At 50.4% G+C, this 21,726-nt stretch carries 21 protein-coding genes and 1 other annotated feature; of the genes, 7 read left to right on the forward strand and 14 right to left on the reverse strand.

The genetic code is table 11. The features are described 5' to 3' along the window. Nucleotides 1-37: 37 nt before the first annotated feature. Both nhaR and nhaA read right to left on the reverse strand, forming a co-directional pair. Nucleotides 38-943: a transcriptional activator NhaR gene (gene nhaR / locus LG381_RS00885; RefSeq protein WP_105290149.1), complete on the reverse strand. Its 906-nt coding sequence runs from the start codon at nucleotides 941-943 to the stop codon at nucleotides 38-40. Nucleotides 944-1,001: 58 nt separating this feature from the next. Further along, nucleotides 1,002-2,168, reverse strand: a complete 1,167-nt coding sequence (nhaA, locus tag LG381_RS00890; protein WP_000681376.1) for a Na+/H+ antiporter NhaA — start codon at nucleotides 2,166-2,168, stop codon at nucleotides 1,002-1,004. Nucleotides 2,169-2,745: 577 nt separating this feature from the next. Between nhaA and mokC the strand changes: the two genes are divergently transcribed. After that, nucleotides 2,746-2,898 carry a type I toxin-antitoxin system toxin MokC gene (mokC, locus tag LG381_RS00895; protein WP_000809168.1) on the forward strand — a complete coding sequence of 51 codons (153 nt, stop codon included), beginning with the start codon at nucleotides 2,746-2,748 and terminating at the stop codon, nucleotides 2,896-2,898. Between the two features lie 103 nt (nucleotides 2,899-3,001). On the opposite strand, the gene dnaJ is transcribed toward mokC, so the two are convergent. Both dnaJ and dnaK read right to left on the reverse strand, forming a co-directional pair. Next, nucleotides 3,002-4,132, reverse strand: coding sequence for a molecular chaperone DnaJ (gene dnaJ, locus LG381_RS00900; RefSeq protein WP_001118464.1), 1,131 nt, complete (start codon nucleotides 4,130-4,132; stop codon nucleotides 3,002-3,004). A gap of 88 nt (nucleotides 4,133-4,220) precedes the next feature. Continuing rightward, entirely contained in the window at nucleotides 4,221-6,137 is a 1,917-nt protein-coding gene (dnaK, locus tag LG381_RS00905) for a molecular chaperone DnaK (protein WP_000516135.1), read from the reverse strand. Between the two features lie 375 nt (nucleotides 6,138-6,512). On the opposite strand from dnaK, the gene LG381_RS00910 reads away from it, so the two are divergent. From LG381_RS00910 to satP, 3 genes are all read left to right on the forward strand, one after another. Continuing rightward, entirely contained in the window at nucleotides 6,513-6,917 is a 405-nt protein-coding gene (locus LG381_RS00910) for a DUF2541 family protein (protein WP_225761917.1), read from the forward strand. A 26-nt stretch (nucleotides 6,918-6,943) separates the two neighbouring features. Beyond that, nucleotides 6,944-7,657, forward strand: a complete 714-nt coding sequence (gene msyB / locus LG381_RS00915) for an acidic protein MsyB (RefSeq protein WP_225761918.1) — start codon at nucleotides 6,944-6,946, stop codon at nucleotides 7,655-7,657. 148 nt (nucleotides 7,658-7,805) lie between these two features. Next, a complete protein-coding gene (satP, locus tag LG381_RS00920) occupies nucleotides 7,806-8,372 on the forward strand; it encodes an acetate uptake transporter (RefSeq protein WP_000528538.1) in 567 nt (188 codons plus the stop codon). A 34-nt stretch (nucleotides 8,373-8,406) separates the two neighbouring features. On the opposite strand, the gene mog is transcribed toward satP, so the two are convergent. Both mog and tal read right to left on the reverse strand, forming a co-directional pair. Beyond that, complete coding sequence (gene mog / locus LG381_RS00925; RefSeq protein ID WP_001295414.1) at nucleotides 8,407-8,994, reverse strand: molybdopterin adenylyltransferase; 588 nt, start codon at nucleotides 8,992-8,994, stop codon at nucleotides 8,407-8,409. A 114-nt stretch (nucleotides 8,995-9,108) separates the two neighbouring features. Beyond that, nucleotides 9,109-10,062, reverse strand: a complete 954-nt coding sequence (tal, locus tag LG381_RS00930) for a transaldolase (RefSeq protein WP_000130185.1) — start codon at nucleotides 10,060-10,062, stop codon at nucleotides 9,109-9,111. 279 nt (nucleotides 10,063-10,341) lie between these two features. Here tal and LG381_RS00935 point away from each other — a divergent pair, with 279 nt between their 5' ends. Together LG381_RS00935 and yaaA are read left to right on the forward strand one after the other, a co-directional pair. Continuing rightward, complete coding sequence (locus LG381_RS00935) at nucleotides 10,342-11,772, forward strand: sodium:alanine symporter family protein (RefSeq protein WP_225761919.1); 1,431 nt, start codon at nucleotides 10,342-10,344, stop codon at nucleotides 11,770-11,772. A gap of 69 nt (nucleotides 11,773-11,841) precedes the next feature. Continuing rightward, entirely contained in the window at nucleotides 11,842-12,618 is a 777-nt protein-coding gene (gene yaaA / locus LG381_RS00940; RefSeq protein WP_225761920.1) for a peroxide stress protein YaaA, read from the forward strand. Nucleotides 12,619-12,656: 38 nt separating this feature from the next. Here yaaA and LG381_RS00945 read toward each other — a convergent pair whose 3' ends face one another. From LG381_RS00945 to yjjY, 7 genes are all read right to left on the reverse strand, one after another. Then, nucleotides 12,657-12,980, reverse strand: coding sequence for a DUF2502 domain-containing protein (locus LG381_RS00945; RefSeq protein WP_032224357.1), 324 nt, complete (start codon nucleotides 12,978-12,980; stop codon nucleotides 12,657-12,659). A gap of 213 nt (nucleotides 12,981-13,193) precedes the next feature. Then, nucleotides 13,194-14,480 (reverse strand): threonine synthase, encoded by a 1,287-nt coding sequence (gene thrC, locus LG381_RS00950; RefSeq protein ID WP_225761921.1) that lies wholly within the window; start codon nucleotides 14,478-14,480, stop codon nucleotides 13,194-13,196. Beyond that, complete coding sequence (gene thrB, locus LG381_RS00955; protein WP_000241673.1) at nucleotides 14,481-15,413, reverse strand: homoserine kinase; 933 nt, start codon at nucleotides 15,411-15,413, stop codon at nucleotides 14,481-14,483. It lies immediately after the preceding gene. Nucleotide 15,414: 1 nt separating this feature from the next. Then, nucleotides 15,415-17,877 (reverse strand): bifunctional aspartate kinase/homoserine dehydrogenase I, encoded by a 2,463-nt coding sequence (thrA, locus tag LG381_RS00960; protein WP_105290153.1) that lies wholly within the window; start codon nucleotides 17,875-17,877, stop codon nucleotides 15,415-15,417. Between the two features lie 25 nt (nucleotides 17,878-17,902). Further along, nucleotides 17,903-18,022 (reverse strand) — a sequence feature (Thr leader region). Next, nucleotides 17,958-18,023 (reverse strand): thr operon leader peptide, encoded by a 66-nt coding sequence (thrL, locus tag LG381_RS00965; RefSeq protein ID WP_001386572.1) that lies wholly within the window; start codon nucleotides 18,021-18,023, stop codon nucleotides 17,958-17,960. It overlaps the preceding feature by 65 nt. Nucleotides 18,024-18,235: 212 nt before the next feature. Further along, complete coding sequence (locus tag LG381_RS00970; RefSeq protein ID WP_222680701.1) at nucleotides 18,236-18,922, reverse strand: tRNA/rRNA methyltransferase; 687 nt, start codon at nucleotides 18,920-18,922, stop codon at nucleotides 18,236-18,238. A gap of 399 nt (nucleotides 18,923-19,321) precedes the next feature. After that, nucleotides 19,322-19,462, reverse strand: a complete 141-nt coding sequence (gene yjjY / locus LG381_RS00975) for a protein YjjY (protein WP_001303782.1) — start codon at nucleotides 19,460-19,462, stop codon at nucleotides 19,322-19,324. 95 nt (nucleotides 19,463-19,557) lie between these two features. On the opposite strand from yjjY, the gene arcA reads away from it, so the two are divergent. Continuing rightward, nucleotides 19,558-20,274, forward strand: a complete 717-nt coding sequence (gene arcA / locus LG381_RS00980; protein ID WP_001194358.1) for a two-component system response regulator ArcA — start codon at nucleotides 19,558-19,560, stop codon at nucleotides 20,272-20,274. Nucleotides 20,275-20,330: 56 nt separating this feature from the next. On the opposite strand, the gene creD is transcribed toward arcA, so the two are convergent. Continuing rightward, nucleotides 20,331-21,683: a cell envelope integrity protein CreD gene (gene creD / locus LG381_RS00985; protein WP_225761922.1), complete on the reverse strand. Its 1,353-nt coding sequence runs from the start codon at nucleotides 21,681-21,683 to the stop codon at nucleotides 20,331-20,333. Nucleotides 21,684-21,726 lie beyond the last annotated feature (43 nt).

A 21,726-nucleotide genomic window follows, 5' to 3' on the forward strand; every position in this document is an offset into this window, starting at 1 on the left:
CAGCAGGCCAAAACTGCAGCCTGCAAAGTACGAATAGTTATTTCGTGGCTGGCGTAAACAGCGCAGAGTAATCGGCATTGCAAATACGCTGTACCGCAGGGTGTTGAATCATCCTTTCGGCAAAAATCGCATGGTACTCTTCCATGACGTTCTCAACTCGCCCAATCTCCACAACCGAGTTATCATTATAAAAATCATTGGCATATAGCGAAGGCGCAACGAAAATAGCGTTATGCGTCGCCCCAAAGGCTTTCATCAACGCCGCATCATCAAACTCCCCCAGAATTTCAACGTTTAAGCCCTGAGAGTTAAACCAGTTTAATAGCTTACGTCCCAACATTGAGCGACGCCCCGGAATAAGTAAGCGACGCTCTTCCAGACAGGCAGGAAACGGCTTTTCCGGCAGCGGGTTAGTGCACCAGAAACTGACGCCACACTCGCCAATTTTCATGGAAAACAGCCCTTCCTGTTGGGTGGAGTCTATCGGACAGTCAGAGATGATCATATCCAGCTTATGCTGACTCAACTGCTCTAACAGCATCTCGTGCGTCGATTCGAAACAGCGTAGATGGATCTGCTCGTCTTCTACAACGGCTGCATCCAGAACACTGCTGACCAGGCGTTTGGAAAGGGCATCTGCCACACCAACATCAAACAATAAGTTGGACTCTTTACGATAGTTGACGATATCCAGCATTTCCTGGCTTAACGTGAACATTTTATCGGCATAGCGATAGACCAGTTCCCCCAGTTCACTGGGTTCCAGACCGCGTCCTTTACGCTTAAATAATTTCCCTTGCAGGCGCTCTTCCAGCGCCCGGATCTGTCCGGTAATGGTTTGTGGTGTTAAATAAAGCGCCTCCGCTGCGCCAACCACAGAGCCTTCTTTGTAGACATGCCAGAAGTAATACAAGTGGTTGTAATTGATATGAGACATGCTCATTTCTCTCCCTGATAGAATGAAAAGGGAGCCATTTATGGCTCCCCGGAACATCGTCCTGTCAAACTGATGGACGTAAACGAATGCGTAACCAGCTATATCCAATTACCGCCGAAGAGATTGAGCCAACCAGAATGCCCAATTTCGCCCAGTTAATCAGTTCTGGATCTACGCTACCAAAAGCCAGGCTGGCGATAAAGATAGACATAGTAAAACCGATACCGCACAGGATACCAACCGCCATAATTTGCTGATAAGTGGTTCCCTCCGGCAAATGCGCCAGTTTCAAACGCAGCGCCAGCCAGCAGAACAAACTAATACCCAACGGCTTGCCAATCAGCAAACCGGCGATGATCCCTAATGGCAGGATGGAGGTCAGGCCATCCAGCGTCACGCCTTGCAGAGAAACGCCGGCATTGGCAAAAGCAAACAACGGCAAAATCAGATAAGCCACCCACGGATGCAATACATGCTCCAGGCGCTTCGCCGGAGAACGACCATGCTTCTCTTTCAATGGAATAAAGAAACCGACAATGACGCCTGCCAGCGTTGCGTGGACGCCTGATTTCAACACTGCAGTCCACAACACCACGCCGACCAGAATATAAACTCCCGTGCGGCGAACACCACAAATGTTCAGCACCGCGAGCACCGCAATTGCTACAGCAGCAACACCAAGAGAGGCCATTGACAAGTCATTAGTGTAAAACAAGGCGATGATAATGATGGCTCCAAGATCGTCGATAATAGCCAGCGCCATCAAAAAAATCTTCAGTGCTAACGGTACACGGCTTCCCAATAACGCCAGGACACCGAGGGCAAAGGCAATATCAGTCGCCGCCGGGATTGCCCACCCTTCACGAGTGATAGGATCGGCGTAGTTAAAGGCCAAATAGAGCAATGCCGGGACAATCATCCCGCCGATTGCGGCAATAACCGGAAACGCAGCCTGGCGCAAACTGGCCAGCGATCCTTGCATCAGCTCGCGTTTAACTTCCAGACCAACTAACAGGAAAAATATCGCCATTAGCGCGTCATTTATCCATAACAGCATGTTTTTATTGATTTCAAGAGAACCTACCCGCAGCTGAACCGGCGTCTCAAGAAAGTCGTGATACCATCCACTGGTTGCACCGCTATTGGCCATAATCATCGCCAGAACAGCGGCAATGATGAGAATAATGCCTCCCGAGGCATCACTGCTAAAGAATCGATGCAGATGTTTCACTTTTTATTTCTCTTTCAGGTGAATAGATCGTTTTTACTATTTTACTCTGCACGAATCATCGTTAAAATCAGATTATAGTGTAGGAACAATTCGCTTTTAACGATCTATAAAGAAGATTATGTCACCAGCAGAGGAAGTGTTGTTGGCGCTCGAAAGCGGTGGCTGATGACCTCAAACCCTGATAATCATAGCCTAATGTCAAGATTTCTGAGGGGTTTGTTCGGAATAAGTAATTTGTTGTAAGCCGGAGCTGTTTGTTAGGGCAATATTTCAAATATATCCAACTTATTGTCAATAATTGCAATAAAGGGAGAAATCAACGTTAATTAATTGAATCCTTTAAAAATTACGCCATAAAAATGCGAGGCGTCTTCAGGATTAGAATCGATAAAACAGAATGGATTAAAGTGAGCAGTATAATAGCGGCGGGTGCTTGAGGCTGTCTGTCTCAGGCATTAGCTGGATGGCAGATAGAGAAAAGCCCCGAGTGATATTTTACCATCAACCCGAGGCCCCCTATATGCAGAACACATGTAGAGTGCCTCTTACTGACCTTAAGGTCAAGGAGAAGAGAGCAATGAAGCAGCATAAGGCGATGATTGTCGCCCTGATCGTCATCTGTATCACCGCCGTAGTGGCGGCGCTGGTAACGAGAAAAGACCTCTGTGAGGTTCACATCCGAACTGGCCAGACGGAGGTTGCTGTTTTCACGGCTTACGAATCCGAGTAAGAGCAACGGCGGGGAGTGATCCCCGCCACTTTACAGGTGCTCGCATATCTTCAACGCACCCTATTTTTACCCAGGCCTGCCCACGGGCAGGCTTTTGGGGAGGTTAGCGGGTCAGGTCGTCAAAAAACTTCTTCACACCATCAAAGAAGCTCTTTGAGCGTGGGCTGTTGTGCTCGCCGGTTGGGCCACCGAAGCTTTCTTGCAGCTCTTGCAGCAGCTGTTTCTGCTTCTCGTTCAGACCTACCGGCGTTTCGACGACAACGCGGCACAGCAAATCGCCCTGTGCACCGCCGCGAACAGACTTAACGCCTTTACCGCGCATACGGAACAACTTACCGGTCTGGGTTTCGCCAGGCACTTTCAGCTTGACGCGACCATCAAGGGTCGGCACTTCGATTTCGCCGCCCAGCGCCGCCATAGCGAAGTTGATCGGGACTTCACAATACAGGTTGTTGCCTTCACGCTCGAAAATCGGGTGCTGTTTAACCTGAACCTGAACGTACAGATCGCCTGCCGGTGCGCCATGCTCGCCTGCTTCACCTTCGCCCGCAAGACGGATGCGGTCTCCAGTGTCCACCCCTGCCGGGATTTTAACGGACAGCGTTTTGCTACGCTCAACACGACCATGACCATGGCATTTGTTGCACGGATCTTTGATAAGCGTACCGCGCCCCTGACAGTGCGGACAGGTCTGCTGCACGGCAAAGAAGCCCTGGCGCATCTGCACCTGACCAGAACCATGACAGGTCGGACAGGTCTGCGGCTGTGTACCTGGCTTTGCACCGCTACCGTGGCAAACGTCACACTCTTCCAGAGTCGGAATGCGGATCTCTTTGGTCACGCCACGTACAGCTTCTTCGAGGGTGAGCTCCATGTTATAGCGTAAATCAGCACCACGCGCCGCACGTTGACGACCACGTCCGCCGCCAAAAATATCGCCGAAAACGTCACCAAAAATATCGCTGAAGTCTGCGCCGCCGCCAAAACCACCGCCGCCCATGCCGCCTTGCTCAAATGCCGCATGACCGTACTGATCATATGCCGCGCGTTTTTGCGAGTCGGTCAGAACTTCATAAGCTTCCTTGATCTCTTTAAATTTCGCCTCGGCCTCTTTGTCACCCTGGTTACGGTCCGGGTGATATTTCATGGCCAGGCGTTTATAGGCCTTTTTGATTTCACGCTCTTCCGCTGTTTTGGAAACGCCTAAAATCTCGTAATAATCTTGCTTAGCCATTTTTTTTGATTTGCCCCTAGATGAATGCACGGGCGGAGAGGAAAATCCCCTTCGCCCGTGTCAGTATAATTACCCGTTTATAGGGCGATTATTTTTTGTCTTTGACTTCTTCAAACTCGGCGTCGACAACATCGTCATCTTTCGCGTTGTTTGCAGAAGCATCAGCACCGGCAGTCTGCTGCTGTGCATGTTGCTGCTGGGCGATTTCCATCAGTTTCTGGGAAACCTGTGCCAGTTCCTGCATTTTCGCTTCGATAGCGGCTTTGTCTTCACCTTTCAGAGCAGTTTCCAGTGCAGTCAGCGCAGACTCGATAGCAGTTTTGTCGTCAGCCGGCAGTTTGTCGCCTGCTTCTTCAACCTGCTTACGGGTGCTGTGCAGCAGATGGTCGCCCTGGTTGCGAGTCTGTACCAGCTCTTCAAACTTACGGTCTGCTTCGGCGTTAGCTTCCGCGTCGCGTACCATTTTCTGGATTTCATCTTCGTTCAGACCAGAAGAAGCCTTGATGGTGATCTTCTGCTCTTTACCGCTGTTTTTGTCTTTCGCGGAAACGTGCAGGATACCGTCAGCATCGATATCGAAGGTAACTTCGATCTGCGGCATACCGCGCGGAGCCGGGTTGATACCATCCAGGTTGAACTGACCCAGAGATTTGTTATCAGCCGCACGTTTACGTTCACCCTGCAGCACGTGGATGGTTACCGCAGACTGGTTGTCTTCAGCGGTAGAGAACACCTGGCTGTGCTTGGTCGGGATAGTGGTGTTTTTCGCGATAAGCGTCGTCATCACACCACCCATGGTTTCGATACCCAGAGACAGCGGGGTAACGTCCAGCAGCAGTACGTCTTTCACGTCGCCAGTCAGTACACCACCCTGTACGGCAGCACCGATTGCCACAGCTTCGTCCGGGTTAACGTCTTTACGCGGCTCTTTACCAAAGAACTCAGCAACTTTCTTCTGAACCATCGGCATACGAGTCTGACCACCAACGAGGATAACATCGTCGATATCAGATACGGACAGGCCAGCATCCTGCAGAGCAACTTTCAGCGGCTCGATGGAACGGTTCACCAGGTCTTCGACCAGGCTTTCCAGTTTTGCACGAGTCACTTTGATGTTCATGTGTTTCGGACCAGTCGCATCTGCGGTGATGTACGGCAGGTTAACGTCGGTCTGCTGAGCGGAAGACAGTTCGATTTTCGCTTTTTCTGCCGCTTCTTTCAGGCGCTGCATTGCCAGCGGATCGTTGCGCAGGTCAATGCCCTGATCTTTCTTGAATTCTTCAACCAGGTAGTTGATCAGACGGCTGTCGAAGTCTTCACCACCCAGGTGGGTATCACCGTTGGTTGCCAGAACTTCGAAGGTTTTTTCGCCGTCAACCTCGTCGATTTCGATAATAGAAATATCGAAAGTACCACCACCCAGGTCATAAACCGCGATAGTACGGTTGCCAGTACCTTTGTCCAGACCGTAAGCCAGTGCAGCAGCGGTCGGTTCGTTGATGATACGTTTTACTTCCAGACCAGCGATACGGCCTGCGTCTTTGGTTGCCTGACGCTGAGCATCGTTAAAGTATGCCGGTACGGTGATAACTGCTTCAGTTACCGGTTCGCCCAGGTAATCTTCTGCAGTTTTCTTCATTTTTTTCAGCACTTCAGCAGAGATCTGCGGCGGTGCCATTTTCTGGCCTTTAACTTCGACCCATGCGTCGCCGTTATCAGCAGCAATAATTTTGAACGGCATGATGGAAACATCACGCTGTACTTCTTCGTCCTGGAAGCGGCGGCCAATCAGGCGTTTAATCGCAAACAGGGTGTTTTGCGGGTTCGTCACTGCCTGACGTTTAGCCGGCTGACCAACCAGAGTTTCACCATCCTGGGTATAGGCAATGATAGAAGGCGTGGTGCGATCGCCTTCGGCGTTCTCCAGCACACGAGGAGTGGTGCCATCCATAATCGCTACACAAGAGTTGGTAGTCCCCAGGTCGATACCAATTATTTTACCCATCTAAACGTCTCCACTATATATTCGGTCATCATGTGGTTGTGAGTCTGTAATAGGGGCGAAACGTCTGGTTTCAACTGCCCAATTTCATTTTTTTGCAGACTCACTCACTGCGGTTGACTACTAAATGGGGTCGTAACCCACGTCATCAAGGGGGAGATGCAAAAATTTTTTGTGCTTTTGCGCAGAAATTTCACGATATGCCGGAAGAAGTGAAAAAAAGGGAGCAATAATATTCACGTAAAAAATGAATTTCACACAAATCATTCACTAAAAAATTGTAATAAAAAGAAAAGATTACGCACCTGAATCTTCTTTTCGTCAGCAGTAAACTAGTGGCTATTCTTCCCCCGACTGCTCCCCGCTAAGAGAATCTTCATGAAATCCATTTTTATGATTTCCGCCAGCCTCGTGCTCGGCCTGATGCTGTGCTGCACCGCGCAGGCCAACGACCATAAAATCCTCGGCGTCATTGCCATGCCGCGTAACGAAACCAACGATCTGACGTTGAAACTCCCCGTTTGCCGCATTGTAAAACGCATACAACTCACTGCCGATCATGGCGATTTACAGTTAAGCGCCGCGTCGGTTTATTTCAAAGCAACCCGTAGCGCCAGCCAAAGCCTGAACATTCCGGCTGAAATCAAAGAAGGGCAAACCACCGGCTGGATCAACATTAACAGCGATAACGACAACAAACGCTGCGTGTCAAAAATCACCTTTTCCGGTCATACGGTGAACTCATCGGATATGGCCACGCTGAAAATTATCGGCGACGACTAATCTTTTAATACAGAAGCCACAATGACATGAACGTCAATTATCTACATGATTCGGACTTAGATTTTCTACAGCATTGCAGCGAAGAACAGCTGGCAAACTTTACCCGCTTACTCACTCATAATGAAAAAGGCAAAACCCGCCTGTCCAGCGTATTAATGCGCAACGAACTGTTTAAATCGATGGAAGGGCATCCAGAGCAGCATCGCCGCAACTGGCAGCTAATTGCCGGGGAATTACAACATTTCGGCGGCGATAGCATCGCTAACAAACTGCGCGGACACGGCAAACGGTATCGCGCTATTTTACTCGACGTCTCCAAACGGCTGAAACTGAAAGCCGATAAAGAGATGTCTACCTTTGAAATTGAGCAACAGTTACTCGAACATTTTCTGCGCAACACCTGGAAGAAAATGGACGAGACGCATAAAAAGGAGTTTTTGCAGACCGTCAACACGAAGGTTAACGAACTGGAAGAGCTGCTGCCGTTATTGATGAAAGACAAGCAACTGGCCAAAGGCGTGTCGCATTTGCTTTCCAGCCAACTGACCCGCATTTTACGCACCCACGCAGCAATGAGCGTACTTGGGCATGGTTTGCTGCGCGGCGCGGGGCTGGGAGGCCCTGTAGGCGCGGCACTAAATGGGGTTAAAGCGGTCAGCGGCAGCGCCTATCGCGTGACGATTCCAGCCGTACTGCAAATCGCCTGCCTGCGCCGGATGGTTAGCGCCACTCAGGTCTGATACCGGAAACCGGGGAAAATTTTCATTTTCCCCTCAAAAGATCGTAGACACTGCCCCACTGGCTGATTATTATGCCGCGCCCTGAAAACACTACAGTTATTCAGGGAAATTATTTCACCATTCATTCGATGATGATTTTTGAGGAATTATGGGCAACACTAAGTTGGCTAATCCGGCACCGCTGGGCCTGATGGGCTTCGGCATGACCACCATTCTGCTTAACCTGCACAACGTGGGTTATTTCGCTCTGGACGGTATTATTCTTGCCATGGGCATTTTCTACGGCGGCATCGCGCAAATTTTTGCTGGTCTGCTGGAGTACAAAAAAGGAAACACTTTCGGTTTAACCGCATTCACCTCTTACGGTTCTTTCTGGCTGACGCTGGTTGCGATTCTGCTGATGCCGAAACTGGGTCTGACCGATGCGCCAAATGCACAGTTCCTTGGTGTCTACCTGGGTCTGTGGGGCGTATTTACGCTGTTTATGTTCTTCGGCACGCTGAAAGGCGCACGCGTTCTGCAATTCGTTTTCTTTAGCCTGACCGTGCTGTTTGCCCTGCTGGCGATCGGTAACATTGCCGGTAACGCCGCAATCATCCACTTTGCCGGCTGGATTGGTCTGATCTGCGGTGCCAGCGCAATCTATCTGGCGATGGGTGAAGTACTGAACGAGCAGTTTGGTCGCACCGTTCTGCCGATTGGTGAATCCCACTAATTGTTTTGAGATCCCCCCGCTCGGGGGGATTTTTTTATTCGCTAACGTCGCGTCTTGCACTCTTCGGTCTGAATGCAGCAACCACTTCTGGTGCCGTTTCAACGTATGGCCCTTCCAGTAACTGAATGCAGTACGGTACGCTGGCAAAAATACCGTGTACCACAACGTTACCCTCAGCGTCCTTCACACCTTCCAGCGTCTCTTTAATCGACTTCGGCTGACCGGGTAAGTTAAGGATCAGCGCCTGTTTGCGAATCACGCCCACCTGACGCGAAAGGATCGCAGTTGGTACAAAATGCAGGCTGATCTGGCGCATCTGTTCACCAAAGCCAGGCATCTCGCGGTCCGCTACTGCCAGCGTCGCATCGGGCGTTACGTCACGACGCGCCGGGCCAGTTCCGCCCGTGGTGAGCACCAGATGGCAACTCATTTCATCCACCAGCTCACACAACGTTTGCTCGATGATCGCCTGCTCATCGGGGATTAAGCGGGTTTCCAGTTCAAACGGCGTGGTTAGCGCCGATGTCAGCCATTCTTCCAGTGCAGGGATACCTTTATCCTGATAAACGCCGCTGGATGCGCGATCAGAGATGGAAACTAAGCCAATACGTAAAGTATTCATCAAGATTTTTCCGTTTAAACAGTCTCGTTAAACAGAATGATACACTGCGAAGGGAGTGACAGACAGGCTTCAGAAGAGGTAGCGTGACCGACTTCCCGGTCACGCTAAGAATGATTACAGCAGATCGCCGATCATTTTTTCCAGTTTTTCCTGGTCAATAGCAAACTTACGGATACCTTCCGCCAGTTTATCTACTGCCATTGGATCCTGGTTGTGCTGCCACAGGAACTCGGACTCAGTGATACGCGCCGGACGCGCTTTCACTTCGCCGGTGTAAGACAGTTTACGTTCGATAGCCCCTTCGCTCTCCGCCAGCTCTTTCAGCAGTGCCGGTGCGATGGTCAGACGGTCGCAGCCTGCCAATTCCAGAATTTCGCCGATGTTACGGAAGCTTGCGCCCATAACCACGGTTTCATAACCGTGCTCTTTGTAGTACTGGTAGATTTCAGATACAGAAACCACGCCCGGATCTTCTGCCGGAGCGTACTCTTTCTTATCGGTATTCGCTTTGTACCAGTCAAGAATACGGCCAACAAACGGCGAGATCAGGAACACGCCCGCTTCCGCACAAGCACGCGCCTGAGCGAAGGAGAACAGCAGAGTCAGGTTACAGTTGATACCTTCTTTTTCCAGCTGTTCAGCAGCACGGATACCCTGCCAGGTAGACGCCAGTTTGATCAGAATACGATCGTTGCTGATACCCGCATCGTTGTAGAGTTTGATCAGGCGTTTTGCTTTCGCAATTGACGCTTCAGTGTCATAAGAAAGACGCGCATCAACTTCAGTGGAGATACGACCCGGAACCAGTTTAAGGATTTCCAGACCAATATTTACTGCCAGTTTGTCGGTCGCGTCCACGATCTGCTGCGCGCGATCGTTACTCTGCTGTTTCGCCCAGGCGACAGCATCATCAATCAACTTACGGTATTCCGGAATCTGCGCTGCGTTAAGAATGAGAGAAGGGTTGGTTGTGGCATCCTGCGGTTGATACAGCTTCATTGCCGCGATGTCCCCAGTGTCGGCCACTACAGTGGTGTACTGACGAAGGGAGGTCAATTTGTCCGTCATGATAGTATTTCTCTTTAAACAGCTTGTTAGGGGGATGTAACCGGTCTGCCCTGATGATATCACGACGCAACGACAGCGCAACCGCAGACGAGAGGGTTATAGCCAGGCGAGACTGTTTACGTTTTCTGACACTGCGTTGATATCGCTCGCCATTTTTAAACAAAAACTCGAGTATGCTACACAGGCGTTATCTACCAATGCACATCGTATATAATTCTTAATCAATTGGTAACGTTTACACAGGAATGTAACCGCGTGCCGGCGACAAGAGGGATACGAATGCCTGATTTTTTCTCTTTTATTAACAATGTACTATGGGGATCAGTGATGATCTACCTGCTCTTCGGTGCAGGTTGCTGGTTCACTTTTCGCACCGGATTCGTTCAGTTTCGCTACATTCGCCAGTTTGGCAAAAGTCTCAAAAATAGCGTTCATCCCCAACCGGGTGGCTTAACCTCTTTTCAGTCACTGTGCACTAGTCTTGCCGCGCGCGTCGGCAGCGGTAACCTCGCAGGTGTTGCGTTGGCCATTACTGCCGGTGGACCCGGTGCTATCTTCTGGATGTGGATTGCCGCGTTTATCGGCATGGCGACCTCTTTTGCAGAATGTTCCCTTGCCCAGCTTTATAAAGAACGTGACGCTAATGGGCAGTTTCGCGGTGGTCCAGCATGGTATATGGCACGTGGATTGGGGATGCGCTGGATGGGCGTGCTATTCGCTATCTTTTTGCTCATTGCATACGGATTGATTTTCAGCGGTGTTCAGGCAAACGCCGTTGCCCGCGCGATGAATTTTGCGTTTGATGTTCCACCATTAGTAACTGGCATCATTCTCGCCGTCTTTACTCTGTTGGCGATAACCCACGGTATTCATGGCGTAGCCCGACTGATGCAATGGTTTGTCCCTGCGATGGCATTAATCTGGGTACTCACCAGTCTGGCCATTTGTGCGATGAATATCGAGCAACTTCCTCACGTCATTTGGTCTATTTTTGAAAGCGCCTTTGGCTGGCAGGAAGCGGCAGGCGGCGCAGCGGGCTACACCCTGAGTCAGGCGGTTACAAACGGCTTTCAGCGCAGTATGTTTTCCAATGAGGCGGGAATGGGTTCTACGCCAAACGCGGCAGCGGCAGCTGCGTCCTGGCCTCCGCATCCGGCAGCGCAAGGGATTGTCCAGATGATTGGCATTTTTATCGACACCCTGGTCATCTGTACGGCAAGCGCCATGCTGATATTACTGGCGGGTAACGGCACAACCTACATGCCGCTGGAAGGTATTCAGCTTATCCAGAAGGCGATGCGGGTGCTAATGGGTTCCTGGGGTGCTGAGTTTGTTACCCTCGTGGTTATTCTGTTTGCCTTCAGCTCCATCGTTGCCAACTACATTTATGCCGAAAACAATCTCTTCTTTTTACGCCTGAACAACCCTAAAGCGATCTGGTGTTTGCGGATCTGCACCTCCGCAACTGTCATCGGCGGCACCTTGCTAAGTCTTCCGCTGATGTGGCAACTGGCAGATATCATAATGGCCTGCATGGCTATTACCAATTTGACCGCCATTTTACTGCTCTCGCCTGTGGTTCATACCATTGCCAGTGATTATCTACGCCAGCGTAAACTCGGCGTGCGCCCGGTGTTTGATCCGTTGCGTTATCCGGATATCGGTCGCCAGCTTTCTCCGGACGCGTGGGATGATGTTTCGCAGGAGTAATCACAACTATCGATCAACTCATTCTCGTTTTTTGCTAAAGTCGGCATAAATTTCCTGCAAGGACTGGATATGCTGATTCTTATTTCACCTGCGAAAACGCTTGATTACCAAAGCCCGTTGACCACCTCGCGCTATACGCTGCCGGAGCTGTTAGACAATTCCCAGCAGTTGATCCATGAAGCGCGGAAACTGACGCCTCCGCAGATTAGCACGCTGATGCGCATCAGCGACAAACTGGCGGGTATCAACGCCGCTCGCTTTCATGACTGGCAGCCAGATTTCACGCCGGAGAATGCCCGCCAGGCGATTCTGGCGTTTAAAGGTGATGTCTACACCGGCTTGCAGGCCGAAACCTTCAGTGAAGAAGATTTCGCTTTTGCCCAGCAGCACCTGCGTATGCTTTCCGGTTTGTATGGCGTACTGCGCCCACTTGATTTAATGCAGCCATATCGTCTGGAGATGGGTATTCGTCTTGAGAACGCCAGGGGTAAAGATCTGTACCAATTCTGGGGTGATGTGATCACAAACAAGCTGAACGAGGCGCTCGAAGCGCAAGGCGATCAGGTAGTGATTAATCTGGCGTCAGATGAGTATTTTAAATCAGTGAAACCGAAGAAACTGAATGCTGAGATTATCAAGCCGGTGTTCCTCGATGAGAAGAACGGTAAGTTTAAGGTTATTAGCTTCTACGCTAAGAAAGCGCGTGGCCTGATGAGTCGTTTTATTATTGAAAATCGCCTGACCAAACCAGAGCAACTGACTGGTTTTAATAGTGAAGGTTACTTCTTCGATGAAGCCAGTTCCAGCAATGGCGAACTGGTGTTTAAACGCTACGAACTGCGTTAAGTTTGCGGTAAATGCCGGAGGTCATCCGGCATTTGTATTTACCGATGGTGCCTGTCCGGACCCGGACGATGATCGCCGCCGTGATCATGTCGATGATCTCCACGGTGATCATTTCGATGATCATTATACCAATTATGACGCGGCGCTCCGTGTGGGTGCCAGCGATTGTCTCGCCATTCATAATTTCGATACCACCAGTCACGGTCACGCCAGTAACCGCCATCCCAGTAGTAACCACGGTGGTCGCGATCGCCAATCTGTAATTTCACTGATGGTACTAGCATTATTTCCCCAGCCTGCGCTGCCATAGGAGCGACCAGAATCAGGGAAAGTGCGAGTAAGATAGGTTGCATCTTTTTCACAGGTGACTCCTTTTATCATTGCCAGTTATGGGCCGATATGAGGAGCTTACGGTAAAAGAATCCCCGTTGTCATTCTCTACAATTCAAAGAGCTAAGTTACCGCATTTATTGAAAATTTCTCCTTTTTTTCTGTCGATTTTTCTCATGTTTTCTCCATAAAAAAGCCGAACTGCATAAACGCAAGCCCGGCCATTTTCAGGAAATTAATGGATACTACTTATGATTCATCATCAGCTTGCGCAACGCGGCAAAATCGGCGGGCAGATTATGAGAAAGCAGCGGTAATTCAGCTCGTTCTGCCAGCTCTTTTGGCAGCGCCAGCGATTCACCGAGAATCGCTTCCACACTCTCTTTAAACTTCGCCGGATGTGCGGTGCCAAGGAACAGACCATATTCGCCTGGATGCAACTGGTCACGCAGCGCACGGTAAGCCACAGCAGCGTGCGGTTCTGAGGTATAGCCCAGCTCTTTTAACTCACGCATCGTCTGTTGCGTGGTTTCATCATCCACCGCCGCATAACCCAGCTCTTTCAGTTGCCAGATTTTGCGGCGGAACAACTCTTCCACGCGCGGCCAGTTGTTCGGCTGACTCACGTCCATCGCGTTGGATAACGTCGCCTGGGTGGCTTTTGGCGACCACTGCCCGTCGTGCAGGAAACGCGGCACGGTATCGTTCACGTTGGTCGCAGCAATAAAACGCTTCACCGGCAGGCCAAGAGATTTCGCCAGCAGGCCTGCCGTCAAATCGCCGAAGTTACCGCTCGGCACCGAGACAACCAGCTGGTTGCGCGCTTCTTGCGGCAACTGCGCCACAGCTTCAAAGTAGTAGCAAATTTGCGCCAGCAAACGGCTGATGTTAATGGAGTTAGCGGAGTTTAACCCCAGCGCCACTTTCAGTTCTTCATCATCAAACGCCTGCTTCACCAGCGCCTGACAGGCATCGAAATCGCCGTCGATGGCAACGGTTTCAATATTGCCGCCCAGCGTACAGAACAGCTTTTCTTGCAGGGGACTGATTTTGCCGCGTGGATAGAGGATAACCACTTTTACATTCGGTAAACCGTAAAAAGCGTGAGCCACTGCCGCCCCGGTATCGCCGGAGGTTGCAGTCAGAATGGTCACTGGCTTATCACCCGCAATATGGGTCAGCATTTGCGCCATAAAGCGACCGCCGAAATCTTTAAATGCCAGCGTTGGCCCGTGGAACAATTCCAGACAACCGACATCGCTTTCAACATTGGCGACCGGAGCCGGGAAGGCAAACGCCGCGCGCACGCGCTCTTCCAATGCATCCTGCGGGATCTCATCACCAATAAACGCGGCGAGGATCTTCACGCTGCGAGTGACAAAATCCAGCTTCAGCATCTCATCAATTTCGGTCAGACTAAATTCCGGTAGGTCGTGCGGAAAAAACAGCCCCTGATTTTTGCCCAACCCCTGCGTTACGGCTTGCGCAAAACTGACCTGCTCGTTGTGATCTTTCAGATTGTAGAGTTTCATTTAGTTTTCCAGTACTCGTGCGCCCGCCGTATCCAGCCGGCAAATATGAACAAAACCTTCCTGATTTTGCAGGTAGTTCTTACCCAACCAGTCGGCAACGCGCTGGGCGGTATCCGGCTTGTCACACAGAGCGAACAATGTCGGACCGGAGCCGGAGATACCGCTCGCTACCGCGCCTATTTCCGCAACCGCCTGCCGCGACTGCCTGAAGCCTGGCAATAAACGTTCACGGTAGGGTTCAGCGATAACATCTTTCATCAGCTTCGCGGCAAGCTCAGGCTGACGGGAATAGCAGGCGTGAATGAAGCCCGCCAGATGTCGCCCGTGCGCAATGCAATCCTGGCGGCGATACTGCGCCGGTAATATAGCTCGAGCTTCTGCTGTCGAGACTTTAATCCCCGGATACGCCAGCACCCACAGCCACTCATCAAACCCCGGCACTTGCTGGCTGATGATGCCGTTTTCTTCGATCATCAACTGCATACCACCAAGAAAGCACGGTGCCACGTTGTCATAATGAATGCTGCCAGAGATACGTCCTTCCAGCTCGCCCATCAAAGCCAGCAAACGGGTATCATTGAGCGGCTTGCCGCAGTGTTCATTCATCGCTACCAGTGCCGCAACCACCGAACAGGCGCTGGAACCTAAACCAGAACCGATCGGCATATTCTTTTCCAGGGTCATCGCCACTGGAATTTGCTTGCCCAACTCCTGGCAAAAACGCTCCCAGCACTGATAAACGATATTTTCTCGTGGTTCTGACGGTAGCTTGTCGGCAAACCGTCCAAGGTTGTTGAGGCTGAATGTCTCTGCCGCCGCAACCGTCACCACATCCCCAAGCAACTCGCCATCAACAGGCGTTACCGCCGCGCCAAGCACATCAAACCCGACGCTCATATTGGCACTGGAAGCCGGAGCATAAACTTTAACCATGTCAGACTCCTAACTTCCATGAGAGGGTGCGTAGCAGATCGGCAAAGACACCGGCAGCCGTAACGTCATTGCCCGCGCCGTATCCGCGCAGAACCAACGGCAGCGGCTGATAATAGTGGCTATAGAAGGCCAGGGCGTTTTCGCCATTTTTCACTTTGAACAGCGGATCGTTACCGTCCACTTCAGCAATTTTCACGCGGCAGACGCCATCGTCATCAATATTGCCAACATAGCGCAAAACTTTACCCTCATCACGAGCCTTCGCCACGCGCGCGGCAAAGAGATCGTCGAGCTGTGACAGATTCGCCATAAAAGCTGCAACATCACCCTCTGCGTTAAACTCTGCGGGCAGCACAGGTTCGATCTCGATATCCGCCAGCTCCAGTTCACGTCCAGTTTCACGGGCGAGAATCAACAGTTTGCGCGCCACATCCATACCAGAAAGATCATCACGCGGATCCGGTTCGGTATACCCCATTTCCCGCGCCAGCGTGGTCGCCTCAGAGAAACTCATGCCTTCGTCTAGCTTGCCGAAGATGTAAGAAAGCGAACCTGAAAGAATGCCGGAGAACTTCATCAATTCATCACCAGCATTGAGCAGGTTTTGCAGATTCTCAATGACCGGTAATCCCGCACCGACGTTGGTGTCATAGAGGAATTTACGTCGCGATTTTTCCGCCGCATAACGCAACTGGTGGTAGTAATCCATCGACGAGGTGTTGGCCTTTTTGTTCGGCGTGACAACGTGGAAACCTTCGCGCAGGAAGTCGGCATATTGATCCGCCACCGCCTGGCTGGAGGTGCAGTCAACAATGACCGGGTTCAGCAGATGATATTCTTTCACCAGGCGAATTAAGCGCCCAAGGTTGAACGCCTCTTTGGCTTGCGCCAGTTCTTCCTGCCAGTTTTCCAGGTTGAGGCCATGCACATTAGTCAGCAACGCCTTCGAGTTGGCAACGCCACAGACTCGTAAATCAATATGTTTGTTCTTCAGCCAGCTTTGCTGACGCTTTAGTTGCTCCAGCAGCGCGCCGCCAACACCGCCAACGCCAATCACAAATACTTCGATAACCTGATCGGTATTGAACAGCATCTGATGAGTAACGCGCACGCCAGTGGTCGCATCATCGTTATTTACCACGACAGAGATTGAGCGTTCAGAAGAACCCTGAGCAATGGCGACAATGTTGATATTGGCACGAGCCAGCGCGGCAAAGAATTTCGCCGAGATCCCACGCAGCGTGCGCATACCATCGCCCACCACCGAGATAATGGCCAGTCGTTCCGTCACCGCCAGCGGCTCCAGTAAACCTTCTTTCAGTTCAAGATAGAACTCTTCCTGCATTGCCCGTTCAGCTCGCACACAGTCGCTTTGTGGAACGCAGAAACTGATGCTGTATTCGGAAGACGATTGCGTAATCAGCACCACTGAAATGCGGGCGCGTGACATTGCTGCAAAGACGCGCGCCGCCATGCCGACCATCCCTTTCATTCCTGGACCGGAAACGCTGAACATCGCCATGTTATTCAGATTGGAAATACCCTTGACCGGTAATTCGTCTTCATCACGGCTGGCACCGATGAGCGTCCCTGGCGCTTGTGGATTTCCGGTGTTTTTAATCAGGCAAGGGATCTGGAACTGAGCGATGGGGGTAATGGTGCGGGGGTGAAGAACTTTAGCGCCGAAGTAGGAAAGCTCCATCGCTTCCTGATAGGACATCGACTTTAACAACCTCGCATCGGGCACCTGACGCGGGTCGCAGGTATAGACACCGTCGACGTCCGTCCAGATCTCGCAACAATCGGCACGTAAACAGGCGGCCAGTACCGCAGCGGAGTAGTCGGAACCGTTACGTCCCAGCACCACCAGTTCGCCTTTTTCATTACCGGCGGTGAAACCTGCCATCAGCACCATGTGGTCAGCCGGAATGCGGCTTGCCGCAATACGGCGGGTGGACTCAGCAATATCGACGGTAGATTCGAGGTAATGACCGACTGCCAGCAGTTTTTCGACCGGATCGATAACGGTAACGTTATGTCCGCGCGCTTCCAGTACACCGGCCATAATGGCGATCGACATTTTTTCACCACGGCAGATCAACGCAGCGTTGATGCTGTCCGGGCACTGTCCCAACAGGCTGATACCATGCAGAACATGTTTAATTTGGGCAAATTCTTGATCGACGAACGTTTTCAGTTGCGCCAGCGGAAATCCCGGCTGGGCGGCGGCGAGTCCCGTCAGAAGTTCGGCAAAAATACGTTCGGCATCGCTGATATTGGGCAAAGCATCCTGGCCGCTAATCGTTTTTTCAATCATCGCCACCAGATGGTTGGTTATTTTGGCGGGAGCAGAGAGGACGGTGGCCACCTGCCCCTGCCTGGCATTGCTCTCCAGAATATCGGCAACCCGCAGAAAACGTTCCGCATTTGCCACTGATGTACCGCCGAACTTCAACACTCGCATGGTTGTTACCTCGTTACCTTTGGTCGAAAAAAAAGCCCGCACTGTCAGGTGCGGGCTTTTTTCTGTGTTTCCTGTACGCGTCAGCCCGCACCGTTACCTGTGGTAATGGTGATGGTGGTGGTAATGGTGGTGCTGATGCGTTTCATGGATGTTGTGTACTCTGTAATTTTTATCTGTCTGTGCGCTATGCCTATATTGGTTAAAGTATTTAGTGACCTAAGTCAATAAAATTTTAATTTACTCACGGAAGGCAACCAGTTCATAAGCTGCTGGCAGATGCTCTTTTTTAATCCATTCAGAGACAGATTTCCCGTTGCAGTCAGAATGAAAACCTAAAAACAACATGACGTGGCGTTTTTTATTTGGTGATATTTTTTTCAATATCATGCAACAAACGATGCAACATTGCGGTATCTCGTTGCTCTAAAAGCCCCAGACGTTGCTGTAACCAGTCGACCAGTTTTGTGTCATCTGCCACCGCTAACGTCGTTAACAACGACATGGCACGTTCGCGTAAAGCGCGCAGTTGATGTTGGTCTGCCGTTGCGTTACTTTTCGTCGGTTGTTGTATTAATGTTGCTAATTGATAGCAATAGACCATCACCGCCTGCCCCAGATTGAGCGAAGGGTAATCTGCCACCATTGGCACACCGGTAAGAATATCAGCCAGAGCCAGTTCCTCGTTGGTCAGCCCGGAATCTTCACGACCAAAGACCAGCGCCACATGATTCATCCATGCCGATTTTTCGTCCAACAATGGCACCAGTTCCACCGGTGTCGCGTAGTAATGATATTTCGCCCGACTACGCGCTGTAGTGGCGACAGTGAAATCTACGTCATGTAACGATTCAGCCAGCGTCGGAAAAACTTTAATATTATCAATAATATCACCGGAGCCATGAGCAACCCATCGGGTGGCTGGCTCCAGGTGTGCCTGGCTATCGACAATCCGCAGTTCGCTAAAACCCATCGTTTTCATTGCCCGCGCTGCTGCCCCAATATTTTCTGCTCTGGCGGGTGCGACCAGAATAATCGTTAAACGCATGTTGCTACTCTTCTTGACCAAATAACCGCGAATAGAGTGATGAATGTCAACTTACTGCGCGGAGAGAATTTACAAAATATTAACGCAAGTCGCAGAAAAAGCCCTTTACTTAACTTAAAAAAAGCTAAACTATTTCTTGACTGTACTAACCGTTCAATTGTTAAAAAACGCTACATATCCTTCTGTTTACTTAGGATAATTTTATAAAAAATAAATCTCGACAATTGGATTCACCACGTTTATTAGTTGTAGGATGCAACTAGTTGGATTATTAAAATAATGTGACGAAAGCTAGCATTTAGATACGATGATTTCATCAAACTGTTAACGTGCTACAATTGAACTTGATATATGTCAACGAAGCGTAGTTTTATTGGGTGTCCGGCACGTCTTAGCCTGTTATGTCGCTGTTAAAATGGTTAGGATGACAGCCGTTTTTGACACTGTCGGGTCCTGAGGGAAAGTACCCACGACCAAGCTAATGATGTTGTTGACGTTGATGGAAAGTGCATCAAGAACGCAATTACGTACTTTAGTCATGTTACGCCGATCATGTTAATTTGCAGCATGTATCAGGCAGGTCAGGGACTTTTGTACTTCCTGTTTCGATTTAGTTGGCAATTTAGGTAGCAAACATGCAGACCCCGCACATTCTTATCGTTGAAGACGAGTTGGTAACACGCAACACGTTGAAAAGTATTTTCGAAGCGGAAGGCTATGATGTTTTCGAAGCGACAGATGGCGCGGAAATGCATCAGATCCTCTCTGAATATGACATCAACCTGGTGATCATGGATATCAATCTGCCGGGTAAGAACGGTCTTCTGTTAGCGCGTGAACTGCGCGAGCAGGCGAATGTTGCGTTGATGTTCCTGACTGGCCGTGACAACGAAGTCGATAAAATTCTCGGCCTCGAAATCGGTGCAGACGATTACATCACCAAACCGTTCAACCCGCGTGAACTGACTATCCGTGCACGCAACTTGCTGTCTCGTACCATGAATCTGGGTACTGTCAGCGAAGAACGTCGTAGCGTTGAAAGCTACAAGTTCAATGGTTGGGAACTGGACATCAACAGCCGTTCGTTGATCGGCCCTGATGGCGAGCAGTACAAACTGCCGCGCAGCGAGTTCCGCGCCATGCTTCACTTCTGTGAAAACCCAGGCAAAATTCAGTCCCGTGCTGAACTGCTGAAGAAAATGACCGGCCGTGAGCTGAAGCCGCACGACCGTACTGTAGACGTGACAATCCGTCGTATTCGTAAGCATTTCGAATCTACGCCGGATACGCCGGAAATCATCGCCACCATTCACGGTGAAGGTTATCGTTTCTGCGGTGATCTGGAAGATTAATCGGTTTACCACCGTCAAAAAACGGCGCTTTTTAGCGCCGTTTTTATTTTTCAACATTATTTCCAGATGCGTAACTCATCGTCTGTTGTGACTTCTTTACTGGTTTTCATTTTCGGTAGTGAAAATGCATACCAGTCGATATCACGTGTCACAAACATCATGCCAGCCAGCGCCACCACCAGCACACAGGTTCCCAACAACAGCGCGCTATCGGCAGAATTCAGCAGTCCCCACATCACGCCATCCAGCAACAACAGCGCGAGAGTAAACAACATGCTGTTGCGCCAGCCTTTTAATACTGCCTGCAAGTAAATACCGTTCATTAACGCCCCAATCAGACTGGCGATTATCCATGCCACGGTAAAACCGGTATGTTCAGAAAGCGCCAGCAAGAGCAAATAAAACATCACCAATGACAGCCCTACCAGCAAATATTGCATCGGGTGTAAACGCTTTGCCGTTAATGTTTCAAAGACAAAGAAGGCCATAAAAGTTAGCGAGATCAGCAAAATGGCGTACTTGGTCGCCCGATCCGTTAATTGATACTGATCGGCTGGCGTAGTGACTGCGACGCTAAACGCCGGGAAATTTTCCCAGCCGCTATCACTGCCTGAAGCAAAACGCTCACCGAGATTATTAGCAAACCAGCTACTTTGCCATTGCGCCTGAAAACCGGATGCACTTAACTCCCGTTTCGTTGGCAAAAAATCGCCTAAAAAACTGGGGTGCGGCCAGTTGCTGGTTAAGGTCATCTCGCTATTACGTCCCGTCGGCACCACAGAAAAATCACCAGTACCGCTTAAATTCAGCGCCATATTCAGCTTCAGGTTCTGCTTCAGCCAGTCTCCTTCGGGTAAAGGGATATGCACGCCCTGCCCGCCTTGCTCTAACCCGGTGCCAGGTTCAATGCTCAGCGCAGTTCCGTTAAGTTCAGGCGCTTTCACCACGCCAATGCCACGCGCATCACCAACGCTAATCACGATAAACGGCTTGCCTAAGGTGATATTTGGCGCGTTGAGTTCGCTAAGACGCGAAACGTCAAAATCGGCTTTCAGCGTTAAATCACTGTGCCAGACCTGGCCGGAATAAATACCGATCTTCCGTTCTTCCACGTTCTGATTGCCATCAACCATCAACGACTCAGGTAACCAAAAATGGATAAAACTTCGTTTCCGCTCCACGGTTTTATCCTCTTCCTGCACCGTATAAAGCTCGGTCACAGGAATAGCGATGAGCGGCCCAACGAGTTTTTGCGGTCCGCTGGTGCTTTGGCGAATCGCATCTTCCACATCGCTCCGGTAATCGGCACGTTCGACAATCACCTGCCGAATCAACATTAATGGAATTAACAACAGCAACACCGTGCCAAACAAAGTGGTCATTTTCCAGAACAGGGGGGATTTCAACATAGTCTTCTCCTTTGCAATGACGGCAGTGTATGAAGGCTATGTG

The organism is Escherichia sp. Marseille-Q3837 (assembly GCF_916618735.1).
GTDB classification, from domain to species: domain Bacteria; phylum Pseudomonadota; class Gammaproteobacteria; order Enterobacterales; family Enterobacteriaceae; genus Escherichia; species Escherichia ruysiae.